Source organism: Halorubrum sp. Atlit-28R (assembly GCF_003665955.1).
Taxonomy (GTDB): Archaea; Halobacteriota; Halobacteria; order Halobacteriales; family Haloferacaceae; genus Halorubrum; species Halorubrum tropicale.
The window spans coordinates 39,056-64,647 of the sequence record NZ_QPLS01000006.1 but is presented as its reverse complement, the minus strand read 5'-3'; the positions used below and the strand labels follow the sequence as shown (position 1 = coordinate 64,647).

Annotated in this window: 24 protein-coding genes; 9 read left to right on the top strand and 15 right to left on the bottom strand. The window is 71.2% G+C overall.

Going from position 1 to position 25,592, the window contains the following annotated elements:
* Position 1 precedes the first annotated feature (1 nt).
* The 3 genes from DVK06_RS10975 to DVK06_RS10965 all read left to right on the top strand — a co-directional run bounded on the left by DVK06_RS10975 (position 2) and on the right by DVK06_RS10965 (position 2,756).
* The gene (locus tag DVK06_RS10975) at positions 2 to 1,423 is read left to right on the top strand and encodes a V-type ATP synthase subunit B (protein ID WP_053772453.1); all 1,422 of its coding nucleotides are present in this window, start codon (positions 2 to 4) and stop codon (positions 1,421 to 1,423) included.
* A gap of 137 nt (positions 1,424 to 1,560) precedes the next feature.
* The gene (locus DVK06_RS10970; protein ID WP_053772454.1) at positions 1,561 to 2,262 is read left to right on the top strand and encodes a V-type ATP synthase subunit D; all 702 of its coding nucleotides are present in this window, start codon (positions 1,561 to 1,563) and stop codon (positions 2,260 to 2,262) included.
* A gap of 104 nt (positions 2,263 to 2,366) precedes the next feature.
* Entirely contained in the window at positions 2,367 to 2,756 is a 390-nt protein-coding gene (locus DVK06_RS10965; protein ID WP_121600300.1) for a DUF6276 family protein, read from the top strand.
* Between the two features lie 58 nt (positions 2,757 to 2,814).
* Here DVK06_RS10965 and DVK06_RS10960 read toward each other — a convergent pair whose 3' ends face one another.
* From DVK06_RS10960 to DVK06_RS10925, 8 genes are all read right to left on the bottom strand, one after another.
* Complete coding sequence (locus DVK06_RS10960) at positions 2,815 to 3,162, bottom strand: PLD nuclease N-terminal domain-containing protein (RefSeq protein WP_121600299.1); 348 nt, start codon at positions 3,160 to 3,162, stop codon at positions 2,815 to 2,817.
* Between the two features lie 55 nt (positions 3,163 to 3,217).
* Positions 3,218 to 4,723, bottom strand: a complete 1,506-nt coding sequence (locus DVK06_RS10955; RefSeq protein WP_121600298.1) for a stage II sporulation protein M — start codon at positions 4,721 to 4,723, stop codon at positions 3,218 to 3,220.
* A gap of 45 nt (positions 4,724 to 4,768) precedes the next feature.
* Positions 4,769 to 7,684 (bottom strand): DEAD/DEAH box helicase, encoded by a 2,916-nt coding sequence (locus DVK06_RS10950; protein ID WP_199718636.1) that lies wholly within the window; start codon positions 7,682 to 7,684, stop codon positions 4,769 to 4,771.
* Positions 7,685 to 7,784: 100 nt separating this feature from the next.
* Positions 7,785 to 10,052: a PAS domain S-box protein gene (locus DVK06_RS10945; protein WP_121600297.1), complete on the bottom strand. Its 2,268-nt coding sequence runs from the start codon at positions 10,050 to 10,052 to the stop codon at positions 7,785 to 7,787.
* Positions 10,053 to 10,110: 58 nt separating this feature from the next.
* Entirely contained in the window at positions 10,111 to 11,547 is a 1,437-nt protein-coding gene (kynU, locus tag DVK06_RS10940; protein ID WP_121600296.1) for a kynureninase, read from the bottom strand.
* 78 nt (positions 11,548 to 11,625) lie between these two features.
* Positions 11,626 to 14,310 carry a leucine--tRNA ligase gene (gene leuS, locus DVK06_RS10935; RefSeq protein ID WP_121600295.1) on the bottom strand — a complete coding sequence of 895 codons (2,685 nt, stop codon included), beginning with the start codon at positions 14,308 to 14,310 and terminating at the stop codon, positions 11,626 to 11,628.
* 109 nt (positions 14,311 to 14,419) lie between these two features.
* Positions 14,420 to 16,792 carry a hypothetical protein gene (locus tag DVK06_RS10930; protein WP_233561670.1) on the bottom strand — a complete coding sequence of 791 codons (2,373 nt, stop codon included), beginning with the start codon at positions 16,790 to 16,792 and terminating at the stop codon, positions 14,420 to 14,422.
* 86 nt (positions 16,793 to 16,878) lie between these two features.
* The gene (locus tag DVK06_RS10925; RefSeq protein WP_121600294.1) at positions 16,879 to 17,811 is read right to left on the bottom strand and encodes a glycerophosphodiester phosphodiesterase family protein; all 933 of its coding nucleotides are present in this window, start codon (positions 17,809 to 17,811) and stop codon (positions 16,879 to 16,881) included.
* A gap of 120 nt (positions 17,812 to 17,931) precedes the next feature.
* Here DVK06_RS10925 and DVK06_RS10920 point away from each other — a divergent pair, with 120 nt between their 5' ends.
* Positions 17,932 to 18,327: a hypothetical protein gene (locus DVK06_RS10920; RefSeq protein ID WP_121600293.1), complete on the top strand. Its 396-nt coding sequence runs from the start codon at positions 17,932 to 17,934 to the stop codon at positions 18,325 to 18,327.
* 3 nt (positions 18,328 to 18,330) lie between these two features.
* Here the strand turns inward: DVK06_RS10920 and hisE are convergent, their stop codons facing one another.
* The 3 genes from hisE to DVK06_RS10905 all read right to left on the bottom strand — a co-directional run bounded on the left by hisE (position 18,331) and on the right by DVK06_RS10905 (position 19,504).
* A complete protein-coding gene (gene hisE / locus DVK06_RS10915; protein ID WP_121600292.1) occupies positions 18,331 to 18,660 on the bottom strand; it encodes a phosphoribosyl-ATP diphosphatase in 330 nt (109 codons plus the stop codon).
* On the bottom strand, positions 18,657 to 19,250 hold the full coding sequence (gene pdxT / locus DVK06_RS10910) for a pyridoxal 5'-phosphate synthase glutaminase subunit PdxT (protein ID WP_053772465.1): 594 nt from the start codon (positions 19,248 to 19,250) through the stop codon (positions 18,657 to 18,659). Before pdxT ends, hisE begins: the two co-directional genes overlap by 4 nt.
* Positions 19,251 to 19,342: 92 nt before the next feature.
* A complete protein-coding gene (locus DVK06_RS10905; protein WP_077152317.1) occupies positions 19,343 to 19,504 on the bottom strand; it encodes a preprotein translocase subunit Sec61beta in 162 nt (53 codons plus the stop codon).
* A gap of 145 nt (positions 19,505 to 19,649) precedes the next feature.
* Between DVK06_RS10905 and DVK06_RS10900 the strand changes: the two genes are divergently transcribed.
* Both DVK06_RS10900 and DVK06_RS10895 read left to right on the top strand, forming a co-directional pair.
* Complete coding sequence (locus DVK06_RS10900; protein ID WP_004598787.1) at positions 19,650 to 19,919, top strand: co-chaperone YbbN; 270 nt, start codon at positions 19,650 to 19,652, stop codon at positions 19,917 to 19,919.
* A gap of 137 nt (positions 19,920 to 20,056) precedes the next feature.
* Entirely contained in the window at positions 20,057 to 20,206 is a 150-nt protein-coding gene (locus tag DVK06_RS10895; protein ID WP_006111655.1) for a 50S ribosomal protein L40e, read from the top strand.
* Positions 20,207 to 20,311: 105 nt separating this feature from the next.
* Here DVK06_RS10895 and DVK06_RS10890 read toward each other — a convergent pair whose 3' ends face one another.
* Positions 20,312 to 20,953, bottom strand: coding sequence for an MBL fold metallo-hydrolase (locus DVK06_RS10890; protein WP_121600291.1), 642 nt, complete (start codon positions 20,951 to 20,953; stop codon positions 20,312 to 20,314).
* 110 nt (positions 20,954 to 21,063) lie between these two features.
* Between DVK06_RS10890 and DVK06_RS10885 the strand changes: the two genes are divergently transcribed.
* From DVK06_RS10885 to DVK06_RS10875, 3 genes are read left to right on the top strand one after another with little or no spacing between them, the layout of a single operon-like run.
* Complete coding sequence (locus tag DVK06_RS10885; protein WP_007995123.1) at positions 21,064 to 21,246, top strand: DUF5786 family protein; 183 nt, start codon at positions 21,064 to 21,066, stop codon at positions 21,244 to 21,246.
* The gene (locus DVK06_RS10880; protein ID WP_121600290.1) at positions 21,247 to 21,864 is read left to right on the top strand and encodes a DUF99 family protein; all 618 of its coding nucleotides are present in this window, start codon (positions 21,247 to 21,249) and stop codon (positions 21,862 to 21,864) included.
* Between the two features lie 24 nt (positions 21,865 to 21,888).
* Entirely contained in the window at positions 21,889 to 22,512 is a 624-nt protein-coding gene (locus DVK06_RS10875) for a uracil-DNA glycosylase family protein (RefSeq protein ID WP_121600289.1), read from the top strand.
* Between the two features lie 4 nt (positions 22,513 to 22,516).
* On the opposite strand, the gene DVK06_RS10870 is transcribed toward DVK06_RS10875, so the two are convergent.
* The 3 genes from DVK06_RS10870 to phnD form a co-directional block, all read right to left on the bottom strand.
* Positions 22,517 to 23,533, bottom strand: coding sequence for an ABC transporter permease (locus DVK06_RS10870; protein ID WP_053772469.1), 1,017 nt, complete (start codon positions 23,531 to 23,533; stop codon positions 22,517 to 22,519).
* Positions 23,530 to 24,348: a phosphonate ABC transporter ATP-binding protein gene (phnC, locus tag DVK06_RS10865; RefSeq protein ID WP_053772470.1), complete on the bottom strand. Its 819-nt coding sequence runs from the start codon at positions 24,346 to 24,348 to the stop codon at positions 23,530 to 23,532. The genes DVK06_RS10870 and phnC overlap by 4 nt, the downstream gene beginning before the upstream one ends.
* Before the next feature lie 66 nt (positions 24,349 to 24,414).
* Positions 24,415 to 25,503 (bottom strand): phosphate/phosphite/phosphonate ABC transporter substrate-binding protein, encoded by a 1,089-nt coding sequence (gene phnD, locus DVK06_RS10860; protein WP_121600288.1) that lies wholly within the window; start codon positions 25,501 to 25,503, stop codon positions 24,415 to 24,417.
* Positions 25,504 to 25,592 lie beyond the last annotated feature (89 nt).

Here is a 25,592-nt window from a genome sequence, read left to right as displayed (position 1 = left end):
CATGAAAGAGTATCAAACCATCACCGAGATCAGCGGTCCCCTCGTGTACGCCGAGGTCGACGAGGCGATCGGCTACGACGAGATCGTCGAGATCGAGACGGCACAGGGCGAGACGCTGCGCGGACAGGTGCTCGAATCCTCTGAGGACGTGGTCGCCATCCAGGTCTTCGAGGGCACCTCCGGTATCGACAGAGACGCGTCCGTCCGCTTCCTGGGCGAGACGATGAAGATGCCCGTCACCGAGGACCTCCTCGGGCGGGTGCTGGACGGCTCCGGCCGCCCGATCGACGACGGCCCGGAGATCGTCCCCGAGGAGCGCCAGGACATCGTCGGCGCGGCGATCAACCCGTACTCCCGGGAGTACCCCGAGGAGTTCATCGAGACGGGCGTCTCCGCCATCGACGGCATGAACACCCTGGTCCGGGGGCAGAAGCTCCCGATCTTCTCCAGCTCCGGGCAGCCGCACAGCGAGCTCGCGATGCAGATCGCGCGGCAGGCCAGCGTGCCCGAAGAGGAGGAGGGCGACGACGAGGAGGGCTCCGAGTTCGCCGTCATCTTCGGCGCGATGGGGATCACCCAGGAGGAGGCCAACGAGTTCATGGAGGACTTCGAGCGTACCGGCGCGCTCGAACGCTCCGTGGTCTTCATGAACCTCGCGGACGACCCCGCCGTCGAGCGGACGGTCACGCCGCGGATGGTCCTGACGACGGCCGAGTACCTCGCCTTCGAGAAGGACTACCACGTCCTCGTCATCCTGACGGACATGACCAACTACTGCGAGGCGCTCCGCGAGATCGGGGCGGCCCGCGAGGAGGTGCCCGGCCGCCGCGGGTACCCCGGGTACATGTACACCGACCTGGCGCAGCTGTACGAGCGCGCCGGCCGGATCAAGGGACGCGAGGGCTCGGTCACGCAGATCCCGATCCTCACGATGCCGGGCGACGACGACACTCACCCGATCCCGGACCTGACCGGGTACATCACGGAGGGACAGATCTACGTCGACCCCGACCTCAACAGTCAGGGCCTTCAGCCCCCGATCAACGTCCTCCCCAGCCTGTCGCGGCTGATGGACGACGGCATCGGCGAGGGGCTCACCCGAGCCGACCACGCCGACGTGAAAGACCAGATGTTCGCGGCGTACGCGGAGGGTGAGGACCTCCGCGACCTCGTGAACATCGTCGGTCGCGAGGCGCTGTCGGAGCTGGACAACAAGTACCTCGACTTCGCGGACGCGTTCGAGTCCGAGTTCATCGACCAGGGCTTCGACGAGAACCGCGACATCGACGAGACGCTCTCGATCGGCTGGGACCTCCTCTCGATGCTGCCGAAGGACGCCCTCAACCGGATCGACGAGGAGTTCATCGAAGAGCACTACCGCGAGGACGAGTCCGAGCGCGAAGTCCTCGAAGCGGCCGACTGACGGCCCGACTCACTTTTTGACGCCTGCGACGCCGCGTCCGGACAGCGGCGCTGCTCGCCGTCGCTCGCAGTCGTCGTCGGGGCGATCCGCCGCGTCTGAAAAGAATTAACCGCCTCGGAGCGGAAGCTTCCCCCAAGATGGCCAAGGACGTCAAACCGACGCGGAAGAACCTGATGGCGATCGAGGACCGCATCGAGCTCTCCGAGCGCGGTCACGACACGCTCGAACAGAAGCGCGACGGGCTCATCATGGAGTTCATGGACATCCTCGACCAGGCGCAGGACGTCCGGTCCGAGGTCTCCGAGAACTACGAGACGGCCCAGCGCAAGATCGACATGGCCCGGGCGATGGAGGGCGACGTCGCCGTCCGCGGCGCGGCCGCGGCGCTGAAAGAGCACCCCGAGATCACGACCCAGTCGAAGAACATCATGGGCGTCGTGGTCCCGCAGATCGAGTCCTCGAAGGTCCAGAAGAGCCTCGACGAGCGCGGGTACGGCCTGCTGGGCTCCTCGGCGCGGATCGACGAGGCGGCCGACGCCTACGAGGAGCTGTTAGAGAAGATCATCCTCGCGGCCGAGGTCGAGACGGCGATGAAGAAGATGCTCACCGAGATCGAGACCACGAAGCGCCGCGTGAACGCCTTGGAGTTCACGCTGCTCCCGACGCTCTACGAGAACCAGGAGTACATCGAGCAGAAGCTCGAAGAGCAGGAGCGCGAGGAGATATTCCGCATGAAGAAGATCAAAGCGAAGAAGGAGGAAGAAGAGCGGGCGGAGGCCGAGGAGGCGACCGCGGAGGTCGCGGCCGCGGAGACCGAAGAGCCCGAGCCCGCCGACTGACGTCCTCGCGGCGCCTCTCTCGAGTCGCCATCACCGCTTCCGCGCCGGTCGCCGCTCGTTTTCCCGCCGTCGGCTTTTAGCCCGCCCCGCCCGTAGCGACGGGCGTGTCCTGTCCACACTGCGGCGCCGAGGCCGTCGCCTTCGCGGTGCCGCCGGCGCTCCGCGAACACGCCCCCGCCGATCCGGCGGCGATCTGTACGCGGTGTCTACGCGTCGCCGCGGCCGACGAGGCGGGCGTCGCGGGCGCGGCGACCGACGACCCCGACCTCGCCCGCGTCGACCCCGCCTTCCCGTCCGGCGAGGCCGGGATCGCCTTGGCGCTCTGCTGCGGGGAGCTGGAGTCGTTCGCCACGAACCGCGCGTCGATCGAGGCCCTGGTCCGTCACGCCGAGGGGGCGGGCGCGGACGTGTTCGCGTTCCTCGGCCGACTCGACGCCGCCGACGCCGCGTTCGACCTCGACCGCCGCCGGAAGGCCCTGATAGACGCGCTCTGAGCGGACGCGCGTCGAGCGGGTCGGCGGCCGCGGCGAGCGCGACCGCGGCGACGAGCGCCTACAGGTCGACCCCGTCCGGGTCGTTCCACTCGTCGTCGTCGCCGTCGTCCGCCTCCGTGCCCGCCGGACCGAGCCGCTCTTCTCCCTGCCGCGACTCGTGGACGGCGAAGCCACCGGTGCGGCCGTCGCTCCCGCCGGCGTACGGGTCGGTCTCGGAGTCGTAATCGCGCTCGCCGCGCTCGAAAATATACGCGAAGAACCCGAACAGCGGGACGAAGAAGGCGATCAGCGCCCACTTCCGCGGATCCATCCCGTACTTGGGCGCGTCGACGTACGCGTAGGCGGCGAAGCCGACGAGCCACGCGAGCGGGACGCCGACGAGGATGACGACGACGAGCGGTGTCATACCGTCGCTTCGACCGCGCGGTAATAAGGCTGCGGGCGGGTCGCCGGTCCGCGCGCTACAGGAACGGCCGCCAGTAGAACGGGCTGACGAACCCCTCGATGACGGCGGCGACGCCGAACAGGATTCCGAGCCCGACCGTCACCCAGAACGCGGTCTCTAAGGCGTCCGCGAACCGCTCGCGGCTCGCGCGGCCGCGGAACGCCCGCCACGACACGGCGCCGAGGCGGATCCCGAGCGCCCCCGAGGCGATGAGCGCGGGGATCTCGAAGATCCCGTGGGGGACCACGAACGCGACGAGCGCCGGGAGGTTCTCCTCTAGGGCGGCGGTGGCGCCGAGCGCGAGGCCGTTGAACGCGAGCGACGAGAGCGCGGGGAGGACGAACCCCGCCCCGGAGAAGGCGGTCGCGATCGCGACGCCCCAGTTGTTCCCGAAGTACGTCAGCGTCGCCACGGGCGGGATCTGTCCGACCAGCCGCGACTCGATCGAGGTCGGGACCGTCTCGGCGAACGGCGCGGCGCCCAGCCAGCCGACCGCGCCGAAGCCGACGGCCACCGCGAGCGCGAGGGCGTGACTGCCGGGCGTCGACCGGACGAAGCTCCCGAGCGCCCGCCAGCCGCGGCGGGCCCCGCCGACGAACTGCGCCCTGACGCCGGCCTCGGGCGGCGAGACGGGGTCGACCGTGCCGCGGTAGTCGCCGTAGAGGACGGTCTTCAGCAGGTCGAGCGCGGGCGCGACGACGACCGCGCTGGCGAGCGCGACGACGGGGCCGCCGCCGAGGAACGCGAGCCCGGAGGCGACCGACGCGACGGCGACCAGCGAGCCGATCGCGACCACGAGGTAGGCGGCGGCGTCGACGGGGTTCGAGCGCACGAAGCCGCCCGCGCCCTCGACCGCGCCGACCACGCCGGCGTCGTCGACGACGACGGCGACCGGCGCGAACGCGAACAGGATCCGGACGAGCGCTAAGGCGACGAACCCGACGAGGAGGGCGGCGACCGCGACCGCGGCGCCGAGGAAGGGGTTCGCGAGGAACGCCGCGCCGACCGCGATCGACCCGAGCGCGAGGACGGCGATCCAGAGGAGGAGCTCGGCGACGTACACCCCGAGGAATGTGAGCCAGCGGGACCGCGCGCCGGCGATCCCGCCGACGAGCCCCCGCTCGTCCCGGAGGCTCGCGATGACCGCGGAGAGCTGCCCGGCCGAGACGACGGCGTACGCGACTATCGCGAGGACGACCGAGACGAGCACGCCGGCGACGAACAGGGCCCCGACCGTCGGCGTCAACAGGGGCTCGAACGCGGGCGTCAGGCCCTCGGCCCACGCCTGAAGCGCCTCCGGGTCCTGCGTCTCCGGCGGCGGCTCGACCCCGGCGAGGGCGTCGCCGACGGCCGCGAGCCGCCCGGAGAGTTCGAGGTGGAGGTAGATCCCCGCCAGCGCGGCGAACGTGCCGAGGCGGGCGATCACCGGGACCGCGGTGCCGAGGAGGTAGAAGGGGAGAAGCTGTGCGGGGCGGCGACGGAGGGTCGCTGTCGTTGCCGAGACGGCGGCGGAGAGGTCCATGCCCTCGCTTCGGCCGTGCCACACAAAAAAGAGCGTGTCCGCGAACTAATCCCAGAACGACTGCGTGCGCGCGTACTCCCGCTCTTGGCGGAGCACGTCGCGGTAGAACTCGTCTTCGTCCTCGCGGAGCTTGTTGATGATCCGCGCGGCGTTGTGGGGGCCGACGCCGCGGGCGGCGAGGGCGATCACCGCGCGCTTCCCGTGGGTCTGGACGAGGCTCGCGGCGCGGTGGGCCCGCTCGGTGCGGCGCTCCTGCTCGTCATCCTTCTCGGGCGCGCGCACCGCGGCGACCGTCTCGTCGTCCCACGGGTTCAGCGCCGCGATCCGCGTCGACCCGCACTCGGGGCACTCGGGCTGGTCGCGGACGCGTCGGACCTTCGTCGTCTGCTTCCAGTCCGTACAGTGGAGACAGAAGCAGATGACGCGGTCGTCTCGAATGCGCTCTTTGACCGTCTCGATCACGTCGGCGTCGGCGTTGTCGGGGACGAGGAACTCCGTGCCGGCGGACCGGCCTGCAGTGCCGAGCGGCGTCCGCTCGCGGGCGATCGTGAGGTCGAGCGAGCCGTCCTGAACCGCCGCGAGCAGGTCCGCGGTCTCCGGCACGGCGAGGTCGGCGTGGAACACCTCGCGGAGCGCCTCGTCGTAGACCGGCGTGTCCTCCAGGGCGGCGAGCAGGCGGTCGCCGCCGAACTTCCCTCGCCCCTCCTTGTACCGCTTGACGGCGCCGAACTTCGCGGCGACCTGCGCGAGCGTGAACTTCAGCGCGTCCGACTTCTTCACCGCGAGTTCGAGGTACGCCTCCAGCCGGTCGGGGTCGGTCGTCTCCAGCACCTCGCGGAACGTCCCGGGGCCGACGCCGCCGGGGACCTCGAACTCGATCCGGTACGGGTCGACGTCCATGCCGACCGACGAGCCGGCACGCTGGCCGACCAGCGCCGCGAGCAGGCGCGCGAGCGTCTCGTTGACCTCGTGGCCGAAGGCGGCGTTGACCGCGACGGTGCGCGCGCTCCCCTCGATCACGACCCGCTCGTCCGTGGGGACCGGGTGGCCGGCGTCGACGTGGTCGACGACGGACTTCAGCGCGGCCGCGACCGTCTCCGCGTCGGTCGGGTAGCGCTCGGCGAGGTCGGCGGCGACGGCCTCGGGGGTCGAGCCGGCCTCCAGCGCGGCCGCGGCCTCGCCGCGAATTCGACCCACCTCCTCGGCGACGGGCTTCGGGACGGGGATCTCCTGGCCCACCCACGAGGGGACCTCGCCGGTCGGGTCGGGGATCGGCGTCACGTTCACGCGCTCCTCATCCTCGTCGATCTCCGTGATCTTCCACATCTCGCCGCGCTGGACGAACGTCTCGCCCGGCCCGGCGAAGTTGACGACGAACTGCTCGTCGAGGGTCCCGATGCCGCGTCTGGAGGACATGTCGTACACCTCGTAGGTGGCCTCGTCGGGGATCATCGAGAGGTTCGCGTAGAAGTACTGCCAGGTGCCGCCCGACTTCTCCAAGGTGTCCGTCTCCTCGTCGAGCCACAGCAGCCGGTTCCCGTCGAGCTCGCGGACGACCTCCTGGAACCGCGGCTCGGAGAGGTCCCTGAACGGGTAGGCGTCCGTGATCGTCCGGTACGCCTCGCGGGCGTGGAGCTCCCCCTCGTCCATCACGAGGCCAACGACCTGGTTCGCGACCGTGTCGAGGCTGGCGTGGTGGATGTTCGCGGGCTCGACGAGCTCCTCGCCCGCCCGCCGCGCGATGGCCATCGCTTCGAGGGTGTCGTCGCCCCCCTGCGCGACGACGGTCCCCTCGGAGACGAGGTCGCGGCGGTGGCCCGCGCGCCCGACGCGCTGGAGCAGCCGGGCGACCTCGCGCGGGCTCCCGTACTGGACCACGTGGTCGACGCGCCCCACGTCGATCCCGAGCTCCATCGAGGAGGTACAGACGAGCCCGTCGAGGTCGCCCGACTTGAAGCGGTCCTCAACGTCGATCCGGACCTCCTTCGAGAGCGACCCGTGGTGGAGCTCGATCTCGGTGGGGGCGTCGACCCCGCGTTCCCGCTCCTTCTCCGCGAGCGTCTTGAACCGCGATCCGAGCGCCTCCGCGGTCTGTCGCGTGTTGACGAAGATCAGCGTCGACTCGTTGTCCGCGACGATCTCGCGGATCGTCCGCACGTGGCTCGCGGTCGTCTCGTCGACCGCGAGCTCGCCCGCGAGCGTCGTGTCGCGGTCCGTAATCTCGGGGTCCAGCACGCGCACGTCGGTCCGCGTCCCGGCCGCGACCTCGACCGTCTCGAAGTCGCGGTCCCCTTCGCGGTCCGGGTCGCGGGTCCCCGTCCCGACGAGGAACCGGCCGACCTCCTCCGGATCGCCCACCGTCGCGGAGAGCCCGATCCGCTGGAACGGCCCCGCCACGCGGCGGAGCCGCTCCATGCCGACCGTGAGCTGCGCGCCCCGCTTCGCCGAGGCCAGCTCGTGGACCTCGTCGACCACGACGTGCGCCACGTCTTCGAGCGCGGCCCGCATCTTCGAGCCCGTCAAGATCGCTTGGAGGCTCTCCGGCGTCGTGATGAGCACGTCCGGCGGGTCGTCGGCCTGCTTGGACCGCTCGTACTGCGTGGTGTCGCCGTGGCGCACCGCGACCTCGACGCCGAGGGTCTCGCCCCACCACTCCAGCCGGTCCATCATGTCGCGGTTGAGCGCGCGGAGGGGGGTGATGTAGAGGGCGGAGATCCCCTCGCGGGGCGGGTCGCCGGGCGAGTTTCGGGCCTCGGCGAGCGCGTCGAAGACGGGGAGCATCGCGGTCTCCGTCTTCCCGGTGCCGGTGGGGGCTAAGACGAGCGCGTTCCGCCCGGCCGCGAGCGGCGGGATCGCCTCGCGCTGGGGCTCCGTGGGCGTTGAAAACCCCCGGTCCGAGAGCGCCTCGCGGACCTCGCTCCCGAGGTGCGCGAACGCGTCCATCCCCGACGGCTCCGACATGCTCTGATCGTGTTCGATTGGGCGCTCGGGCGATTAAGCCCGTCGCCGTGCGCGATCGATCCGCTTCCCCCGTCCGGGCCGTCGCCCCGCCCCGACGCGCTCAGTCGGCGCGGCGGAGCTCGACGGTGAACACGCTCCCGGTCGGCTCGTTGTCCTCGACCCACACGTCGCCGCCGTACCTGTCGACGAGCGTCTTGACGAGGTACAGCCCGATCCCCGTTCCACCGCTTTCGAGTCCCTTCTCGCCCTCTTGGAAGATCTGCGCCTTGTGGTCGTCCGCGATCCCGGGACCGTTGTCCGCGATCGACACGCGCACCGTCTCGTCCGACACGCTGGTCGACACCGTGATCTCCGCCACGTCCTTGTCGTTGTGGACGACGGCGTTCGTCAGGAGGTTCCGGAACGCCGCCTCCAGCAGGTCGTCCGCCAACACCGTCACGTCCGGAATCGTCTCGTCCACGGTGACCGTCGCGCGGTCTTTGTCCGACCGGATCTGTTCGATCTGCTCGGTGAGTTCGGTGCGGAGGTCGACCGGCTCTTGATCGGCACCGACCTGTAGCAGTACGTCGGTGACGTCTCTGGCCGTCTCCGTGATGTCTGCGGCCTGCCGCGCCGCGCCGATGACCGTCCGCGCGTACGTCCGACTCTGCTCGTCCGGCAGCGACTCCTCGAGGAACTCGGTGTACGACTCGACGACCATCAGCTGGTTCCGGATGTCGTGGCGGACGACCTGGTTCAGGAGCTTGAGGTTGTCCCGCTGTTCCTCCAGCGTCCGCTCGTACTCCTTGAGTTCCGTCACGTCGCGGGCGTACCCCAACACCGCGTCCTCGCCGGTGTCCGGGGCCTCGTACGGTATCTTCGTCGTCTGGAGGATGCGCGTCTCCCCGTCAGCCGTGGTCAGCGTCTCCTCGCCGACCGCCTTCGGCTCGCCCGACTCGATCACCTCCAAGTCGTCCTGTCGGAACGCCTCCGAGTCTTCGACGTCCGGAATGATCTCCGCCTCGGTCTTCCCCTCGACCTCCTCGGGCGTCTTTCCGTACGCCGCCGCGGTCGCCTCGTTCGCCAGGAGGTACTCGCCCTCGCGGTTCTTCACGAACACGAGGTCCGGCACCAGGTCGATGATCTGCCGGAGCTCCTCGCGCGTCGATTCGAGGGCGGCCTCGTACTCTCTCCGCTCCGTGATGTCTTGGAACAGTCCGAGCGCTCCGGTGACCGCTCCGTCCTCGCCGAACCGAGGGTCGCCGATGGCCCTGACCCACCGGGTCTCACCGGTCGTCGTGACGATCCGCAGCTCGAGGTCGTACGACTCGCCCTCCGTTCGTAGCCGCTCGAAGGCGCTCTCGATGGCGTCGCGGTCGTCCGGATGATAGAACTGTATTCCGTCCTCCAGCTCGACCGACTCCGTCGTCGGTAGCTCGTGGATGCGGTACACCTCGTCGCTCCACGTCAGCGACTCGTCGACCAGGTCGACCTCCCACCACCCGATCGACGCGCTCTCCTGCGTTCGCTCGATCAGTCGCCGGGTCCGTCGCAGCTCCTCCTCCCGTCGCTTCTGCTCGTCGACGTCGAGGTGGATCCCCACCGCGCGCACCGGTCCGCCGTCCTCGTCGCGCTCCACCACCTTCCCGATGTCACGGATCCACTTCCACTCGCCCGACGCGGTCCGCATCCGGTGTTCCGCGTCGTAGTACTCGGTCTCGCCGTCGACGTGGGCCGACAGAGCGTCCTCGACCGCCGGGAGGTCGTCGGGATGGACGCGGCGCTCCCACGCGTCGAGGTGCGGCTCGATCTCGTCGAGCGAGTGGCCCAGCATCTCCGCCCACTGGTCGTTGAACTCGACCTCGTCAGTGGTCACGTCCCAGTCCCAGACGCCGAGGTTCGCGCCTTCGACCGCGAGTTCGAGTCGGTCTTTGATCCGTTGGACCGTCCGCTCCCGCTCTCGCTGCTCCGTGACGTCGCGAGCGACGCCGACGATCCGCGTCACCGACCCCTCGTCGACGACCGGGCTCAGCCGCGTCTGCCACTCTCTCCGCCCCTCCGGCAGCGCGAGCGCCTCCTCGTACTCGATCGTCTCGCGGGCCTCGACGCAGCGGCGGTAGTTCTCCGCGACCGCCGCGCCCTGCTCCTCGCCCAGCAGCTCCCGCGGCGTCTTGCCGCGGATCTCTTCGAGGGAGATACCGGTGAGCCGTTGGTGAGACGCGTTGGTCCGTCGGAACCGGAAGTCGTACCCCGCGTCTCCGGCCTCGACGTCGATCAGGAAGACCGCGTCCTCCATCTCGCAGAAGATCGTCTCGTAGACGCCCCGCTCCTCGTCCCCGACCGCGAGATCGGACTCCGACTCGGGGGCCGGTCGCTGCCGATCCGTCATACGTCGGCGTTGGCCGGCCGCAATATAAGTTATTCCGACCTGGAGGGTCCCGCGCCCGCTATGTCACGCCGCCCTGGCTCGTCGCGTACCTCTCGTGTGCGCCGGCGTCGAGGATCGCCTCGACCTCGTCGACCACTTCGAGTACGTCGGCGAAGGACGTGTACGGGGCCGCGGGACAGACCCGCACCACGTTCGGCGGCCGGAAGTCGACGACGACGCCGCGGTCCTTGAGCGCCGCGCTCAGCCGCTCCGCCTCGGGGTGTTCGAGGGCGACGTGCCCGCCGCGGGCGTCGCGCTCGCGCGGCGTCCCGACCGAGACCGCGGGGAGCCGGTCGTCGACCAGGGCGATCAGGAAGTCGGTCAGGGCGAGCGACTTCTCGCGGAGGCGCTCGATCCCGGCCTCCCGCAGGAGCTCCACGGAGCCCTCCAGCGGCGCGGCCGCGAGCAGCGGCGGGGTACCGATCTGCCACGCGCCCGCGGAGTCGGCCGGCGTGTAGGTCATGTTCATCTCGAACTGCGTCGCCTTCTCGTGGCCCCACCAGCCCGCCAAGGCGGGCGTGAGCCCGTGGTGCCGCTCCGCGACGAACAGCGCGCCGATCGAGCCGGGGCCGGCGTTGAGGTACTTGTACGTGCACCAGACCGCGAAGTCGACGCCCGCCGCGCCGAACTCGTGCGGGACGGCGCCCGCGGAGTGGGCCGCGTCGAAGCCGGCGTACGCGCCCGCCTCGTGGGCCGCCTCGGCGATCCGCTCCACGTCGAACAGCTGGCCCGACCGGTACAGCGCGGTCGGCATGAAGACGATCCCCACGTCGTCGTGCGCGTCCAGCGCGGCCTCGACGTCTCCGGGGTCGATCGTCCGCCCGTCGCGGCTCGGCACGACCCGGAGCTTCTCGTCGGGGTCGATCCCCCGCTGCCGGAGCTGGGCGCGGATCGCGTAGTGGTCGGACGGGAAGTCGAGCTCGTTGACGAGGACCGCCGGGTCGTCCTCGGGGTCGCCCTCCGGCGCCCACTTCCCGTCCGCGCGCTCTAACTCCTCGCGGTCCGGGCCGTTCCCGGCCAGCAGCTCGTCGAGGAAGGTGCCGACGAGCGTGTGGATGTTCACCGTGATCGAGTTGCCGACGACCACCTCTTCGGGGTCGGCGCCCACCAGCGGCGCGAGCGCGCCGCCCAGCCGCTCGCCGACCTCGAACCACGGCGGGTCGGCGTCGGTCCACCCCGCGATGAGCCGGTCGCGCCACTCGTCGACGACGCGGTCGAGGCTCGCGAGGGCGGCGTCGCTCGCGGGGCCGAGCGAGTTGCCGTCCATGTAGAGCAGGTCGTCCGGGATCCGGTACCGGTCCGCGAACCCGGCGAGCGGGTCCGCGTCGTCGAGCCGGGCGGCGAGGACGGCGGGGTCGGCGCCGCCCGCGTCGCCGCCGGTGCCGTCATCGCCGCCGCCGCTACCGAGCCCCTCGCCCGCGAGCGCCTCGCGCGCGGGAGCGTACGGGTCGTCCATACGGGAAGGGACCGCGCCGGCGACTAAGCGTTTCCGGGGGCGGCCGCGCCCGCCGGATCCCTCGCCGGGCGTCGGCCGCTACTCGACGATGTCGATGGCGGGGCGGCCGGGCTCCGCCTTGCTGACCACGCCCTCGTCGGCGTCGGCGGCGCGCTCGACGCGCACCGGCGCGTCGAACTCGCGCTCGATCAGCCACGCGGCGGCGCGCAGGGCGTCGTACTCGGCGTCGCCGTCGAGGGTCTCGCGCAGCGCCTCGCGGTTCGCCTGGAGGTCCTGGCCGTACGAGGCGGCGTCGTCGCCCCGCTCGCGGATGTGGTCCTCGGCCATCAGCTCCGAGATCAGGTTGTCGGCGTCGCTGTCGATCGCGATCTCAAGGGCGTCGTACTTCCAGTCGGGGGCGACGACCACGTCGATCCGCTCGGGGTCCTCGATCCCCGCGACGTCGACGATGTCGCGCACGTCCTCGCGGGTGTTCGCGACCAGCCGGCGCCGGCGCTCGACGGTGTCGCGGTCGACGCTCGCGGTCGGCCACTCGGCCTCGGCGACGAACCCGTCGCGGCCGAGCGTCTCCCACAGCTCCTCGGCCAGGTGCGGCGCGACCGGCGCCAGCAGGCGCACGGCCACGTCCAGCCCGCGCTCGAAGACGGCCGGGTGCGGCTCGGCGCCCTCGCGGTAGCTCCGGAGGGTGCGGACCAGCTCCTGGGCCTCCCGCAGCGCGACGTTGAACGTCAGGTCGTCGTACTCGGCGCCCGCGATGGCGACCGCGGCGTCGGTCTCGTCAGCGACGTAGTCGTCGATCTCGTCGCGGTCGGCGGCCTCGCCGTCGCCGCCGCCGGCAGTCGCCACCTCGCCCGCGGCGTACGCCTCGACGAGGTCGCTGAGGCGGGTCAGGAAGCGGTGCGTGGAGCGGACGCCCTCCTCGGACCAGTCGAAGTCGCGCTCGGGCTGGGCGGCCTCCATCATGAACAGCCGCGCGGTGTCGGCGCCGTACTCGTCGACGATCCGCTGGGGCGAGACGACGTTCCCCTTCGACTTCGACATCTTCTCGCCCTCCAGCTGGACCATCCCCTGTGCCAGCAGGTTCGTGAACGGCTCGCGGTGGTCGAGGCCCTCCTCGTCGGCCAGCACCTTCGTGAAGAACCGCGAGTACAGCAGGTGCATCACGGCGTGCTCGATGCCGCCGACGTACTGGTCGACCGGCATCCAGTCGTTCGCGCGGTCGAGGTCGAACGGGGCGTCCGTCAGGTCCGGCGAGACGTACCGCAGGAAGTACCACGAGGAGTCGACGAACGTGTCCATCGTGTCCGTCTCGCGGGTCGCGGGCCCGCCGCACTCGGGACAGGTCGTCGCCTGCCACTCGTCGGCCGCGTCCAGCGGGTTGCCGGTCGTGTTGATGAACTCCGGCAGCTCGACGGGCAGGTCCTCGTCGGGCACCGGGACCGCCCCGCAGTCGTCGCAGTGGACGATCGGGATCGGCGTCCCCCAGTAGCGCTGCCGGGAGATGCCCCAGTCGCGCAGGCGGTACTGGGTCGCCTCGCTCGCGCCCTCGGTGTCTTCCGTGATCCGCTCCCGCGCGGTCTCGCTGTCGAGGCCGGTGTACTCGCCCGAGTCGATCACCACGCCGTCCTCCGTGAACGCTTCCTCCGTCACGTCGGGCGCGTCGGGGGCCGTCTCGCCGTCCCAGTCGTCCGGTTCCGGCGCGATCACGGGCCGGATCTCGACGCCCTTCTTCGTCGCGAACGCGTGGTCGCGCTCGTCGTGGCCGGGGACCGCCATCAGCGCGCCCGTCCCCACGTCCGAGAGGACGAAGTCGGCGACGAAGACGGGTATCTCCTCGGCCGTGACGGGGTTGGTGGCCATGAGGCCGGTCTCGACGCCGTTCGGCTCGTCGCCGTCGGGGTCGGCCTCCTCCTCGATGAACCGCCGCACGTCGTCGTCCTCCGCGGCCAGCTCCTCGGCGATCGGGTGGTCGGGCGCGACGGCGAAGAACGTCGCGCCGTGGATCGTGTCGATCCGGGTCGTGAACGCGGTGACGGGCCCGTGGCCCTCGACCTCGAAGTCGACCTCGCTCCCGTACTGGCGCCCGATCCAGTTGCGCTGCATCTGCCGGACGGAGTCGGGCCACCCCTCCAGCTCGTCGATGGCCTCCAGCAGCTCGTCGGCGTACTCGGTTATTTTCAGGAACCACTGGTCGAGCTCGCGGGTCTCGACGGGGGTGTCACAGCGCCAGCACAGCTCCGCGTCGCCCTCGACCTGCTCGTCGGCGAGGACGGTCTCGCAGGAGGGACACCAGTTCACCTCGGCGTCGCGGCGCTCCACCAGGCCCGCCTCGTGGAAGCGGCGGAACAGCCACTGGTTCCACCGGTAGTACTCGGGGGTACAGGTGGTGACCTCGCGGTCCCAGTCGTAGCCGAACCCCATCGACTTCATCTGCCCGCGCATCGTGTCGATGCAGTCGAACGTCCAGTCGCGGGGGTTCGTGTCGCGCTCCTTGGCGGCGTTCTCGGCCGGCAGCCCGAACGCGTCCCACCCCATCGGGTGGAGCACGTCGTCGCCGCGCATCCGTCGGTAGCGGGCGTACGCGTCCGTGATGGTGTAGTTGCGGACGTGCCCCATGTGGAGCTTCCCGGACGGATACGGGTACATCCCGAGGACGTACGTCGGATCGTCGGCGTCGTCCGGGACGTGGTACACGTCTGCGTCCTCCCACGCCTCCTGCCAGCGTTCTTCGACCGTCGCGTGGTCGTATCCCTCCTGAGACATCTGCTTATATACTCGTGGTCGGTTCGGCGTCGTATAGCTTTCCATCCACTGGTGGCCCGTGACACACCGCCCCGCGGGCGACGAGCGGCCGCCTCGACGACGCCGCCGGCTACAGCTTGTCGGCGTTCCGCGCCTGCTCGACCCGCTTCGCCGCCTGCTTGACGCGCTTCCCGGTGGCGTTCGCGAGCCCAGGCGGGAGCCCCTCGCGTGCGGCGGCGAGGCGCTCTTGGATCCGGGCGATCCGGTCGAGCACGTTCGCCAGCTGCCGCTCGGTGCCCGGGGCGTCGCCCTCGCGGGCGCGCTCCTCGGCCCGCTCGGCGGCGTCGACCGCGGCGGCCAGCGCCCGTTCGAGCCCGTTGACCGCGTTCGACGGGCCGCCGCCGGAGCCCCCGCCGCCGCCCGAGCCGTTCCCGCCGCCGGAGTCGTCGTCGCCGCCGTCCCCGCTCTCCGCAGCCGCGGCCGCGACCGCGGCGCGCGTCTCCTCGGCCACGTCGGCGACGTAGCCGGCGAGGGGGGCCGCGCCCGTCTCGGGACGCTCGATCCGGATCGGCTCGGGGCCGCCCTCCCCGCCGTCGCCGTCGCTCCCCGACGCCGACGGGTCCGGGTTGACCCGGTACGCGCCGACCTCGTCGTCGGCGTCGCGGACCTCGGTCGTGTAGGCGCCGCCGGCGTGGACGTAGGCCGCGTCGCTCCCGTCGATCGCGGAGTCGTAGATCCGCCCGGCGAAGTCGTCCTCGATCGCGGTCCGGGTCAGGTCGACGTCGCTGTCGGCGTCCGACAGCTCCACCTTCCGCGCGTCCTCGCGGGCGACGAGCGGGATCTCGCCGTCGACGCCCGCGGTCGTCACGGCCTCGTCCGGCGAGACGGTCAGCGTCTCGCTGTGCGGCGCGCGCCCGGCGCCGTTGACCGTGACGCGGTGGTCGCCCTCGGGGACGCCGTTCGCGACCGCGACGCCGCCGGCGAACGTCGGGACCGCCTCGGGGTCGCTCTCGATCAGGACGAACGACTCGACGCTCGACCCGGTCGTCGTCAGCCCCTCGCCGTCGGGCGCCTCGTCGCTCTCGGTCGCCCGCGTGACCCGGGCGACGACCGAGTCGAGGGCCTCTGCGGCGTCGTCGCCGAACGACGGGTCGTCGGCGATCGCGTCGTACCGGGCCGCCATCTCCGACCGGTGGTTGCCGGCCGTGATGTCGAGCGCGGGGTTCTCGTAGCGGGGCTGGTCCCACGGGACGCCGGTCGTCGTGATGTGGCTCGCGACGGCGTCCTCGACGGCCTGCGGGACCGCGAACTCGAAGCTGAGCTGCGGACCGGTGAACGCCGAGATGCCCTCCAGCTCGGCGCTCTCGACGAGGTCGTACTCGACGACCGACTCGGCGGCCTCCTCGGCGGGCGCGGCGTCCTCGCCGTCGGCCGGGCGCCCGCCGTGGCGGAAGGCGATCCCCGTCTCGCGGAGCGGGAGGTCGGTCGGCGGCGACCGCAGCGCGTCGAGCGAGCGGACCGTCAGGGCGCCGTCGACGAGCGACCCCTCGCTGACGGCGGGGAGGTCGGGGTGGTCGTAGATCGGTTCGCCCTCGTACTCCGGGACGACGAAGGGGAGCCGCGCCCCCTCGTCCCGGGGGAGGCCATACGCGATCGGGACCCCGAGGAGGTCCTCGACGGTGTCTATCGTCGTGTTCGTGATGTCCGCGAGGAGCCCCTCCTCGCCGACGCGGCGGAACCGGTCGGGGATCTCGTTGACCGAGAGCGTGCTGGAGTGCGAGCCGAGCTCGGGGAGGATCCGCGGGACCACGTTCGGGTCCGGGTCGAGGAACTCGTTGTTCGGGACGCTCCGGGAGTGCGAGCTGGCGACGTACAGCTGGGGGTCGCCCGTGTCGAGGTCGACGAACACGTGGAGCACCTCCCAGTCGTGCCAGTGGAAGTTCGCCGTGAACTGGTCGAACGCGGAGTAGAACCAGAACTGGACGACCGCGAGCGGGGAGTCCTCGTACCGCATCCCGTTGTAGAACACCGTGGGGGCCGGCGGCTCGCCCGTCTCGTCGTACCGCTCGTGGTAGCCGTTGAACGCCTCGAACCCGTCGACGACCGTCTCGCCGTCCTCCTCGACCGCGTACGGTCGCGGGTCGGTCGGGAACCACGGCTCCGCGGCGTCGAAGTACAGCGTCGGCGCGAACCGCGCCGCGAGCTCGTCGAGCCGTTCGCGGTCGAGTCCGGCCGTCGACCGGTCGCCCGAGCCGCCGTCCTCCCCCGCTCCGCCGCCGCTCGGTTCGTCGCCGCCGTCGGCCTCGCCGCCGCCGTCGGCCTCGTCGCCGCCGCACCCGGCGAGCGCGACGCTCCCAGTGAGCGCGAGGCCGCCGAGTACCGTCCGGCGGTCGACGCGCGCCCCGTCCGCCTCCGCGACGCCACCGCCGGCCGTCCCGGACCCGTCCGAGCCGTCGCCGCCGACGGTCCCGTTCGGGTCCTCGTTCCCGTCGGACCCAGCCATTCGTCCGAACGATGGGACAGCGGGGAATAACCCTTCCGCTGCCCTGCCCGCCCTCGACCGCGCCGAGCGCGGTCGACCGCCGCAAATCACCGTTCGACGAAGACGTCGGAGACGACCGCGTCGACGCCGCCGACCGCCGCCACCGCGTCGTACTCGCGCGCCGAGGCGACAGTCCACGGCAGCACTCGCAGCCCGCCCTCCCGCGCCCGCCGAACGAGGTCGGTCCGCAGGCACAGCTCGTACCGCGGCGAGACGGCCGCACACCCCAGCTCGGTCGCCGTCTCGATCGTCCCCGCCACGTCCTGCGGCGGGTACGCCCACCGGGGCGGCGACGCGCCGCCGAGCGGCCCCGGGATCAGCGGTCGGAGGGCCCGCGCCGGAACCGACTCGCGGACGCCGTAGACGGTCGGCACCGCCGGGTCGGCCGCGGTCGCCGCCTCGATAACCGCCGGGTCGTCGGCGGCGACGGCGAGGTCGTAGTCGCGGTCCGCGCCGGCCGCGACCGCGTCCGCCGCGACGCCCCGCTCCTTCAGGTCGAGCATGACCCACGCGTCCGCCGGCACGGCGTCGAGCGCGTCCGCGAGCGTCGGCACCGGCTCGCCGGAGCCCTCGACCGAGAGGGCCGCGAGCCGCTCGTACGGCGTCTCGCTCACGCGGCCGGTCGCGTCGGTCGCCCGCCCGAGCGTCGCGTCGTGGAAGGCCACGAGCTCGCCCGTCCCGCAGCGGCGCACGTCGAGCTCGATCCGGTCGGTCGCCGCCGCGGCCGCCTCGACCGCTGCGACGGTGTTCTCCGGGTTCTCGGCTGCGAAGCCGCGGTGCGCGATCAGGGGCGGGCCGAGGTCGCTGCGGTCGCCGCCCGCCTCGGTCGCCCCGCCGCCGTCCCGCCCGACACAGCCCGCGAGGGCGGTCGATCCGGCTACCGCCGCCCCGCCGACCGCGATCGACCCGCACCGCCGAAGCACCGCTCTGCGGGACGGGTAGGTCTCCGCACCGGATCCGGTCGGCTCAGTGTCGCTCACGGGGCCGTCCTCGTCGAGGAGTTCGGCCCCGCGGACAAAAGCTCGCGGTCGGCGACGCTCGGCCGGCGACCGCGCTCGCCCGGGAGAAGGTATTTGCAGCCGGCAGCCCGATTCCGGAGCATGGACGGGAAGCAGGCCCTCTACTACGCGGCGATCGCGATCGCGGTGCTCGTCGGGATCAGCGTCGTCGTCAGCGTGGTCTCGGCCCTCTTGAGCCTCGCGTGGGCGGTCGTCTCCGGGATCGTCACGCTCGCCGTGCTGGCGGGGCTCGCGTACGCCGCGTACAAGGCCGGCTCGTGGCTGCTCGGCGACGGGGACGCCGGCGCCGACTCGCTCGACTCGATCGGGTCCTCGTCGTCCGCCTCCGCCGACGCCGCGACGAGCCGGCAGGACCGCCTCCGCCAGCAGTACGTCGAGGGACAGATCAGCGAGTCGGAGTTCGAGCGCCGCATCGGCGAGGAGTTAGAGACCGAGGAGGTCGACGACATCGACCGCGAGCTCGAACGCGAGCGCTGAGGATCAGAAACGGTCGCGGAGCTCTCCGCGCAGGTCGTCGACGTCGAGGTCCTTCATCGCGAACAGCACGAGCAGGTGGTAGACGAGGTCGGCGCTCTCCGCGGTGAGCTCGTCGCGGTCGTCGTCCTTCGCCGCGAGGATCGCCTCCGTCGTCTCCTCGCCGATCTTCTCTAAGACGGCGTTTTCCCCCTTCTCGTGGGTGAACAGCGAGGCCGTGTACGACCCCTCCGGCAGCTCCTCCTTCCGCGACTCGATGGTGGCGAACAGCTCGTCGAGGACCGCGTCGGGCGACGCCGCCGACTCCTCGCCGGATTCCGGACCCTGATCGCTCACGCGACCACCTCCCGCTCGGGGAAGAAGGCGAGGTCGTGGATCCGCGGGTCGTCGGTGAGCTCCGGGTGGAACGCGGTGGCGACGACCGGGCCGTCCCGCACCGCGACCGGGCGCCCGTCGACGGTCGCGAGCGTCTCGACCCCCGGCCCGACCTCGTCGATGGCGGGCGCGCGGATGAACACGGCGTGGAAGGGGTCGTCGAGCCCGGCGACCGGGACCTTCGCCTCGAAGGAGTCCTTCTGTCGACCGAACGCGTTGCGGTCGACGGAGACGTCGACCAGCCCCAGCGGGTCGACCCGGTCGTCCTTCGCGTCGTTCGAGCAGACGATGAGCCCGGCGCAGGTCGCGAGGACGGGCTTCCCGCTCGCGACGTGTGCCTCGATCTCGGCGGCGATCCCCTCGCGGTGGATCAGCCGGGAGATGGTGGTCGACTCCCCGCCCGGCATCAGGAGGACGTCGCAGTCGGGCACGATCCCCGCGTCCCGGACCTCGACGACCTCCGCGGACTCGTCGTGGGCGGCCGCGGCGTTGCGGACCGCGGCGGCGTGTTCGGCCACGTCGCCCTGAACGGCGATGACGCCTGCTTTCATACGAACAGGTGGGGCGGGCGCGTGGAAAAAGGGCGCGCTACGCGGGCGAACGGCTCGCGCTCGGTCCGTCGGTACGAGGAGAGGGGGAGCGTCTACGCGACGGTCAGCGACAGGATCTGGACGAACACGCCGAAGAGGACGCAGAACGCGACGACCGTCTTGGGGTCGATCGAGATGGCGTTCCGGTCCTCGTTCTCGAAGTAGCGGACCAGTCCCGCGCTGGACATCAGCCCGCCGGAGTTGGAACCACTCATGTCCGTTGCTGGACGGCGACGCGGCGTAAACGTTTCGTTCGCCGTCCGAGCCGACGGGTCGCAGCCGCCGATCGCGCCGCGCGGACCGCCCGCGTACACGAGTGGGAAACCCTTATGCGCGGGCCGGCGATAGTTGACGCCGACTATGACCGTTCGACTGCTGGATTTCCACGCCGAGTGGTGCGGCCCGTGTAAGACCCAAGACCCCATCCTGGAGGAGATTCAGGAGGACCTCGGCGACGCGTTCGAGCTCCAGAAAGTCGACGTCGACGAGGAGCAGGACGTCGCGAACCAGTACCAGGTCCGCTCGCTCCCGACGCTCATCGTCGAGAACGACGACGGCGTCGTCGACCGCTTCGTCGGCGTCACGCAGCGCGAGGACATCGAGGCCGCCCTCACGGAAGCGGGCGCCTGACCGTCGGTCCCGCTCGGCAGCCGTTCTTCTCGCGGCCGATGGCCGCACCCGAACGCTTTCAGACGGCCGCTTCGGGGGCGCGACCCGCCGCCGCGGCGTCTCGCAACCTTTTACAGCACCGCACGCGCAGTAACGGTATGGCCAAATTCGACGCCGCCGAACGCCGCATGCTCGACCGACAGATCTGTATGCGCTGTAACGCCCGGAACGCCTCCGAGGCCGAGCGCTGCCGCAAGTGCGGCTACACCAAGCTCCGCCCGAAGGCGACCGAGCGCCGCGCCGCGTAATCCGGTCGGCCGCCGGGCCGCCCTCGGCCCTTCCTCCGAGCTATTCCCCCTCGACGAACAGCCGCGCGTCCCCCTCGCGGCCCCGGCCTCGGTCGCGCCCCGCGCTCACTCGTCGGGGTACTTCGGCTCGCGGCGCTCGGCGCGCTCCGTCGCGCGCTCTATCACCTCGCGGACGGTGTCCGGCCCGTCGGCGGCGCGGTAGACGTCGCCGTGGCCGGGGAACATCGCCGCGGTCGTGTCGGGCAAGCGGTCGAGGATCTCGCAGAGGCTCTCGATCAGGCGCTCGCGGGACTGGCCGGCCATGTCCGTCCGGCCGAACGAGCCGTCGTCGAAGGCGCCGTCGTTGTAGACGACCACGTCGCCGGAGTAGAGCCGATCCTCGCCGACGAGCGAGACGTGGTCGTCGGCGTGGCCGGGCGTGTGGACGACCTCGCACGCCTCGCTCCCGACGAGCACCTCGTCGCCGTCTTCGAGCGCCACGTCGCGGCGCGGGTGGTCCGCGTACGCGAACACCCGCGGGTCGAACCGGTCGGCCACCGCGTCGAGCTCGCCCACGTGGTCGTGGTGCTGGTGGGTGATCACGACGCGGTCGAGCCCGTCGACGCCGGCGTCGTCGAGCGCGTCGGCGATCACGTCGTCGACGCCCGGCATCGTTCCCGCGTCGACGAGCGTCGTCGCGTCCCCGACGGCGAGGTACGCGTTACAGGTGAACTCCTCCGCGTCCGCGGTGACGGTGATCGGCTCCATGCCCGTACTCGCTCGCGGAGCGACAAAAGGGTACAGCCGCGGCCGCGCGGCGTCTCTCCCCGCGAGCGGCCGTGGATTTATTTGACACCCGCCGTTAACTTCACACACAGATGGGCTTCGGCAGCTACGACGAGTCCGAACAGGAGAATCAGGACCTGGACGCGGACTTCGACGACGACGACGGTGTCCGGGCTGCCCAGGAGACCCACCAGGGGTCCGTCGACTACGAGCCCGGCGCCTCGAACGACGAGCTTCTCGACCGGCTCCAGGAGATCAAGTCCGAGGACGCGTGAGTGACCGCGCCGAGCCGCACGCTCGGCGTCGCGTTCTCCGACGCCCGCGACGTTAGCTACGCGGCCGGCGTCGTCGTCCGCGCCGACGGGACGCCCGACGGCGTCGCGTTCGCGCGGTGTACCGTCGGGGGAACCGACGCGACCGACGCCGCGATCGACTGCTGGCGCGCGCTCGACCGCGAGGACGTCCGCCACGTCGCCTGCGCCGGGGTCGCGCCGGCGTGGTTCAACCTCCTCGACCTCGACCGACTCCGCGAGGCGCTCGACCGCCCGGTGTACGCCGTGAGCTACGAGGCGAGCCCCGGGCTCGAACCGGCCCTGCGCGACGCCTTCGACGGCGACGCGCTCGCCGAGCGCCTCGCGACGTACCGGTCGCTGCCGCCCCGCGTTCCGGTCAGCTCCGCGGACGCGGACGGCGGCGACGCTCCCGACGGCGGCGAGCCTCGGTTCGTCCGCGCGGTCGGCCTCGACCCCGAGCGCGCCGCCGCGGCGGTCAGGGCGCTCACCCGCGACGGCTTCCGGCGCTGCGAGCCGCTCCGGATCGCCGCGCTCGCCGCGAGCGCCCACCGCGAGGCGGTGACGGCGAGCGATCCCCCCGGGGCGACCGACGCACCTTAGACGGCCGCGCCCGGAGCCGTGGGTATGAGCGAACACGGCGGCGACGGCCTCGACGAGGACCTCCGCGTGCCCGCCTGCGAGCGGTGCCCGGAACTGGTCGCCTCGCGGAGCCGGATCGTCGACGGCGTCGGCCCGACGGACGCGGACCTGCTGTTCGTCGGCGAGGGGCCGGGCGCCACCGAGGACGAGGAGGGCGAGCCGTTCGTCGGGCGGTCGGGCGACGTGCTCGACGAGGCGCTACGCGACGCGGGGCTCGCCCGCGCCGACGTGCGGATCACGAACTGCGTCCGGTGCCGCCCGCCCGACAACCGGGACCCGACGGCCGAGGAGCTGTCGAACTGCCGCGGGCACCTCGACGCGGAGATCGACCGCCTCGACCCGGCGCTGATCGTGACGCTCGGGAAGGTGCCGAGCGAGCACCTCCTCGACCGGTCGGTGGCGATCACCTCGGCGTCCGGCGACGTGGTGGACGCGCGGCTCGCCGGGGCGTCGCGGCGCGTCCTCCTGTCCGTCCACCCGGCGGCGACGCTGTACGACCGGAGTCAACGCGACGGCTTCTTCGAGACGATCGCGCGGGCGGCGGAGCTGAGCGGCGTCGGAGAGCGCGGCGAAAACGGCGGCGGCCAGTCGCGGCTCGGCGAGTTTTAGGCGCTCAGTCCCGCTTGGGACCGTCGCCGATACCGAGCCACTTCTTGGCGTCGAACAGGCCGCGGATGGCCTCGATCAGTCCCTTCCCCTCGTGCTCGCCGGGCCGGAGCCGGGCGCGGATCCGCGAGGAGATGAGCTCGATGCCGAGGACGACGATGAACACCATCACCAGCCCCGCGGCGGTCTGCTGGAACTCGAAGAGGTCCTGACTGTTCCGGATCATCAGCCCGAGGCCGCCGGCGCCGACGACCCCGAGTGAGATGGCGATCCGGGTGTTGATCTCCAGGATGTACAGCGTCCACGCGATGAACGACCGCGAGACCTGACTCAGCATGCCGAAGCTCACGGTCTGGGTGCCTGAGGCGCCCGTCGACCGGATCGCCTCGATCGGCCCCTCCTCGATCTCTTCGAGGTCGTCGGTGAACAGGCGGCCGAGGTTCCCGATGCTGTCGGTCGCGATCGCGAGCACCGCCGTCACCTGTCCCGGCGGGCCGACGGGGATGTACAGGAAGATCCAGACGATCGCGGGGATGGCGCGGATGCCGCTGAGCGTGCCGCGGAAGATGAAGTTGAACGGGAACGGCGTGACGCGCTCGCTGCCGAGCACGCCGAGGATCAGCGCGAACGGGAAGGCGAACACGGTGCCCATGAAGCCGAGGAGGAGCGTCACGAGGCTCGCCTTCACCAGCGTCTGCCGCGGCGACTGGAAGCTCTCGACGATGCGGGCCCCGCCCTCGCCGAAGCTCGCCGGGATCGCCTGAAGCCCCGTGATTCCCTGGTCTTTGGTGTAGATCGTGAAGTTCTGGAAGTCGGGCGGGAAGAAGCCGGTCGCGATGAACTCGTACATCGCCGGGAGCCGTCCGGCGACGACGTTCGGCTGGAAGCCGATGAAGCCGAGCCCCCAGTAGGTGACGCCGAGGACGGCGGTGAGGAGCACGGCCCACAACAGGTACTTGAGTCGCCGGAGCCGTTCGAGCGCGCGGAACTGGTCCCTAATCGCGGAGTCGGACGAGGAACTCACGCTTCTTGCCCCCCGTCTGCGGCCGCATCAGCCTCGGCGTCGGTCTCGCCCAGCTCCTCGCCGGTCGTGCCGGTCGGGACCGTCTTTCCGTCCTGTGCGCTGCCGTAGTAGATGCGGTCCATCTCGTCCATGGTGAGGTCGTCGGCGTCGCCGTCGAAGATCACCTCGCCGTCGCGGATCCCGAGGAACCGGTCTCCGAACTCGCGGGCGATGTTCACCTGGTGGAGGCTGGTGACCGTGGTGAGGTCCTGTGCGGTCGCCGCCTTCTTGAGGTACCGCATCACGTCCCGCGCCGCCTTCGGGTCGAGGCTGGCGACCGGCTCGTCGGCGAGGACGATCTCCGGCTCCTGAACAAGCGCCCGGGCGATCCCGACGCGCTGTTTCTGCCCGCCGCTCATCGACTCGGCGCGCTGCCCCGCCTCGTCGAGGAGGCCGACCGTCTGGAGGGCTTCCAGGGCGGTCCGCTTGTCGTCGTCGTCGTGCATCCCGAGGGCGCTCCGGAGGAGGCCGTTCCGGGAGAGCGCGCCCGACAGCGCGTTGCCGAACGCGGTCTTGCTCTCGATGAGGTAGTGTTCCTGGAACACCATGCCGACGCTGCTGCGGTTACCCTGTATCTCCTCGCCGCCGATGCGGACGGACCCCTCGGTGGGCTGCGTGAGTCCGTTCAGCACGCGCAGCATCGTCGACTTGCCGGCGCCGGAGGGACCGAGGAGGATGACGAATTCGCCCTCGGAGATGGTGAACGATACGTCGTCGAGGGCGACGGTGTCCTCGCCGTATCTCTTGGTGACGTTTTCGAATTCGATCGTTGGCATAGGGTGTGGCTTTGTCCGAAAGGGGAGGGATCGGGTGAAAAGTGATCCGAAGTTGGAGACGGGGCCTTACTGGTCGAAGATGTCGGTGCCGACGCCGAGCTCGTTGGCGACGTCGATGACGGACTGGTAGTCCTCCTGGCTCGCCTCGCGGACCTTGCTGAACCAGAGGTCGTCGTCGGTGTCGGACTCGCCGTCGGCGCCGTAGTAGATGCTGTCCGGCGCCTCGAGGAACGACTCCTGAATGGCGGACTTCACGTCGTCGCTCAGTTCGGGCGACACCACAATCGGCGCGCGCGGCAGCCCCTCGTCCTCGTGGAGCGTGGTGGCGACCTCCTGCCACTCCTCCGGCGCGGGGCCGGTGCCGGTGTCGCGGACGAAGCCGCCCATCGCGGCGGCGTCGACCTGGCCCTGTTCGAGCAGGGTGTACGAGCCGACGTGGCCCCCGGCGAAGCGGGCGTCGAACTCGGCCTGCGAGCCGTCGCCCTCGGGGAGCTCGCCGATGTCGAGGTCGCCCTGGCTCGACATGCTGTACAGCGGGTACAGCGCACCGCTGGTCGACAGCCGGTCGGAGAAGGCGACGGTCTTGCCGGACAGGTCCGACAGCTCCGTGATGTCGCTGTCGTTCGGCGTCGCGATGATGCTCTTGTACGTCCAGCCGCCGTAGCCGAACCGCTGGAGGATGATCTCCGCGTTCCCGGTCTTCACGCCGAGGGCGGCCGCGAACGGCCCCGTCTCCGCGACGTCGGTCGTGCCCTGGCCGAGCGACTGGATGATCGCGCTGTAGTTACTGCCGACGTTCCCCTCGACCGAGAGGCCGTCGGGGACCTCGTAGTTCTCCTTCAGATAGCTGCCCACGTGGTCGAGCAGCGGGGAGTACTGCACCTCGAGGTCCTCCTGCGGGACCGACGGCGAGATCCCGAAGTCGACCTTCCCGTCGCCGCCGAACGACATCTGCGAGTCGCCGCCGTCAGAGCCGTCAGACCCGTCGGATCCGTCGGACCCGTCGGATCCGTCGGAGCCGTCACCGCCGTCGGAGCCGTCACCGCCGTCGGACCCGTCGCCGCCGCCGGACCCGTCGCCGCCGCCGCTACAGCCTGCGAGTCCAACGATACTTGCCGCACCCGCGATCTTGAGGAATTTGCGTCGTTGCGCCATGAGGTGTCCATTTGATGCTTCTACTGGCGTTTCAAAAGTGTTGCTGTTGACATATACACACGACTCTATACCGCTATGTAACAGTTCCC

Coding starts and splice junctions, on each gene's coding strand:
- DVK06_RS10975 (WP_053772453.1), top strand. CDS start 2: ATGAAAGAGTATCAAACCATCACCGAGATCAGCGGTCCCCTCGTGTAC.
- DVK06_RS10970 (WP_053772454.1), top strand. CDS start 1,561: ATGGCCAAGGACGTCAAACCGACGCGGAAGAACCTGATGGCGATCGAG.
- DVK06_RS10960 (WP_121600299.1), bottom strand. CDS start 3,162: ATGACACCGCTCGTCGTCGTCATCCTCGTCGGCGTCCCGCTCGCGTGG.
- DVK06_RS10955 (WP_121600298.1), bottom strand. CDS start 4,723: ATGGACCTCTCCGCCGCCGTCTCGGCAACGACAGCGACCCTCCGTCGC.
- DVK06_RS10950 (WP_199718636.1), bottom strand. CDS start 7,684: ATGTCGGAGCCGTCGGGGATGGACGCGTTCGCGCACCTCGGGAGCGAG.
- DVK06_RS10945 (WP_121600297.1), bottom strand. CDS start 10,052: ATGACGGATCGGCAGCGACCGGCCCCCGAGTCGGAGTCCGATCTCGCG.
- kynU (WP_121600296.1), bottom strand. CDS start 11,547: ATGGACGACCCGTACGCTCCCGCGCGCGAGGCGCTCGCGGGCGAGGGG.
- leuS (WP_121600295.1), bottom strand. CDS start 14,310: ATGTCTCAGGAGGGATACGACCACGCGACGGTCGAAGAACGCTGGCAG.
- DVK06_RS10930 (WP_233561670.1), bottom strand. CDS start 16,792: ATGGCTGGGTCCGACGGGAACGAGGACCCGAACGGGACCGTCGGCGGC.
- DVK06_RS10920 (WP_121600293.1), top strand. CDS start 17,932: ATGGACGGGAAGCAGGCCCTCTACTACGCGGCGATCGCGATCGCGGTG.
- pdxT (WP_053772465.1), bottom strand. CDS start 19,250: ATGAAAGCAGGCGTCATCGCCGTTCAGGGCGACGTGGCCGAACACGCC.
- DVK06_RS10905 (WP_077152317.1), bottom strand. CDS start 19,504: ATGAGTGGTTCCAACTCCGGCGGGCTGATGTCCAGCGCGGGACTGGTC.
- DVK06_RS10900 (WP_004598787.1), top strand. CDS start 19,650: ATGACCGTTCGACTGCTGGATTTCCACGCCGAGTGGTGCGGCCCGTGT.
- DVK06_RS10895 (WP_006111655.1), top strand. CDS start 20,057: ATGGCCAAATTCGACGCCGCCGAACGCCGCATGCTCGACCGACAGATC.
- DVK06_RS10890 (WP_121600291.1), bottom strand. CDS start 20,953: ATGGAGCCGATCACCGTCACCGCGGACGCGGAGGAGTTCACCTGTAAC.
- DVK06_RS10885 (WP_007995123.1), top strand. CDS start 21,064: ATGGGCTTCGGCAGCTACGACGAGTCCGAACAGGAGAATCAGGACCTG.
- DVK06_RS10875 (WP_121600289.1), top strand. CDS start 21,889: ATGAGCGAACACGGCGGCGACGGCCTCGACGAGGACCTCCGCGTGCCC.
- phnC (WP_053772470.1), bottom strand. CDS start 24,348: ATGCCAACGATCGAATTCGAAAACGTCACCAAGAGATACGGCGAGGAC.
- phnD (WP_121600288.1), bottom strand. CDS start 25,503: ATGGCGCAACGACGCAAATTCCTCAAGATCGCGGGTGCGGCAAGTATC.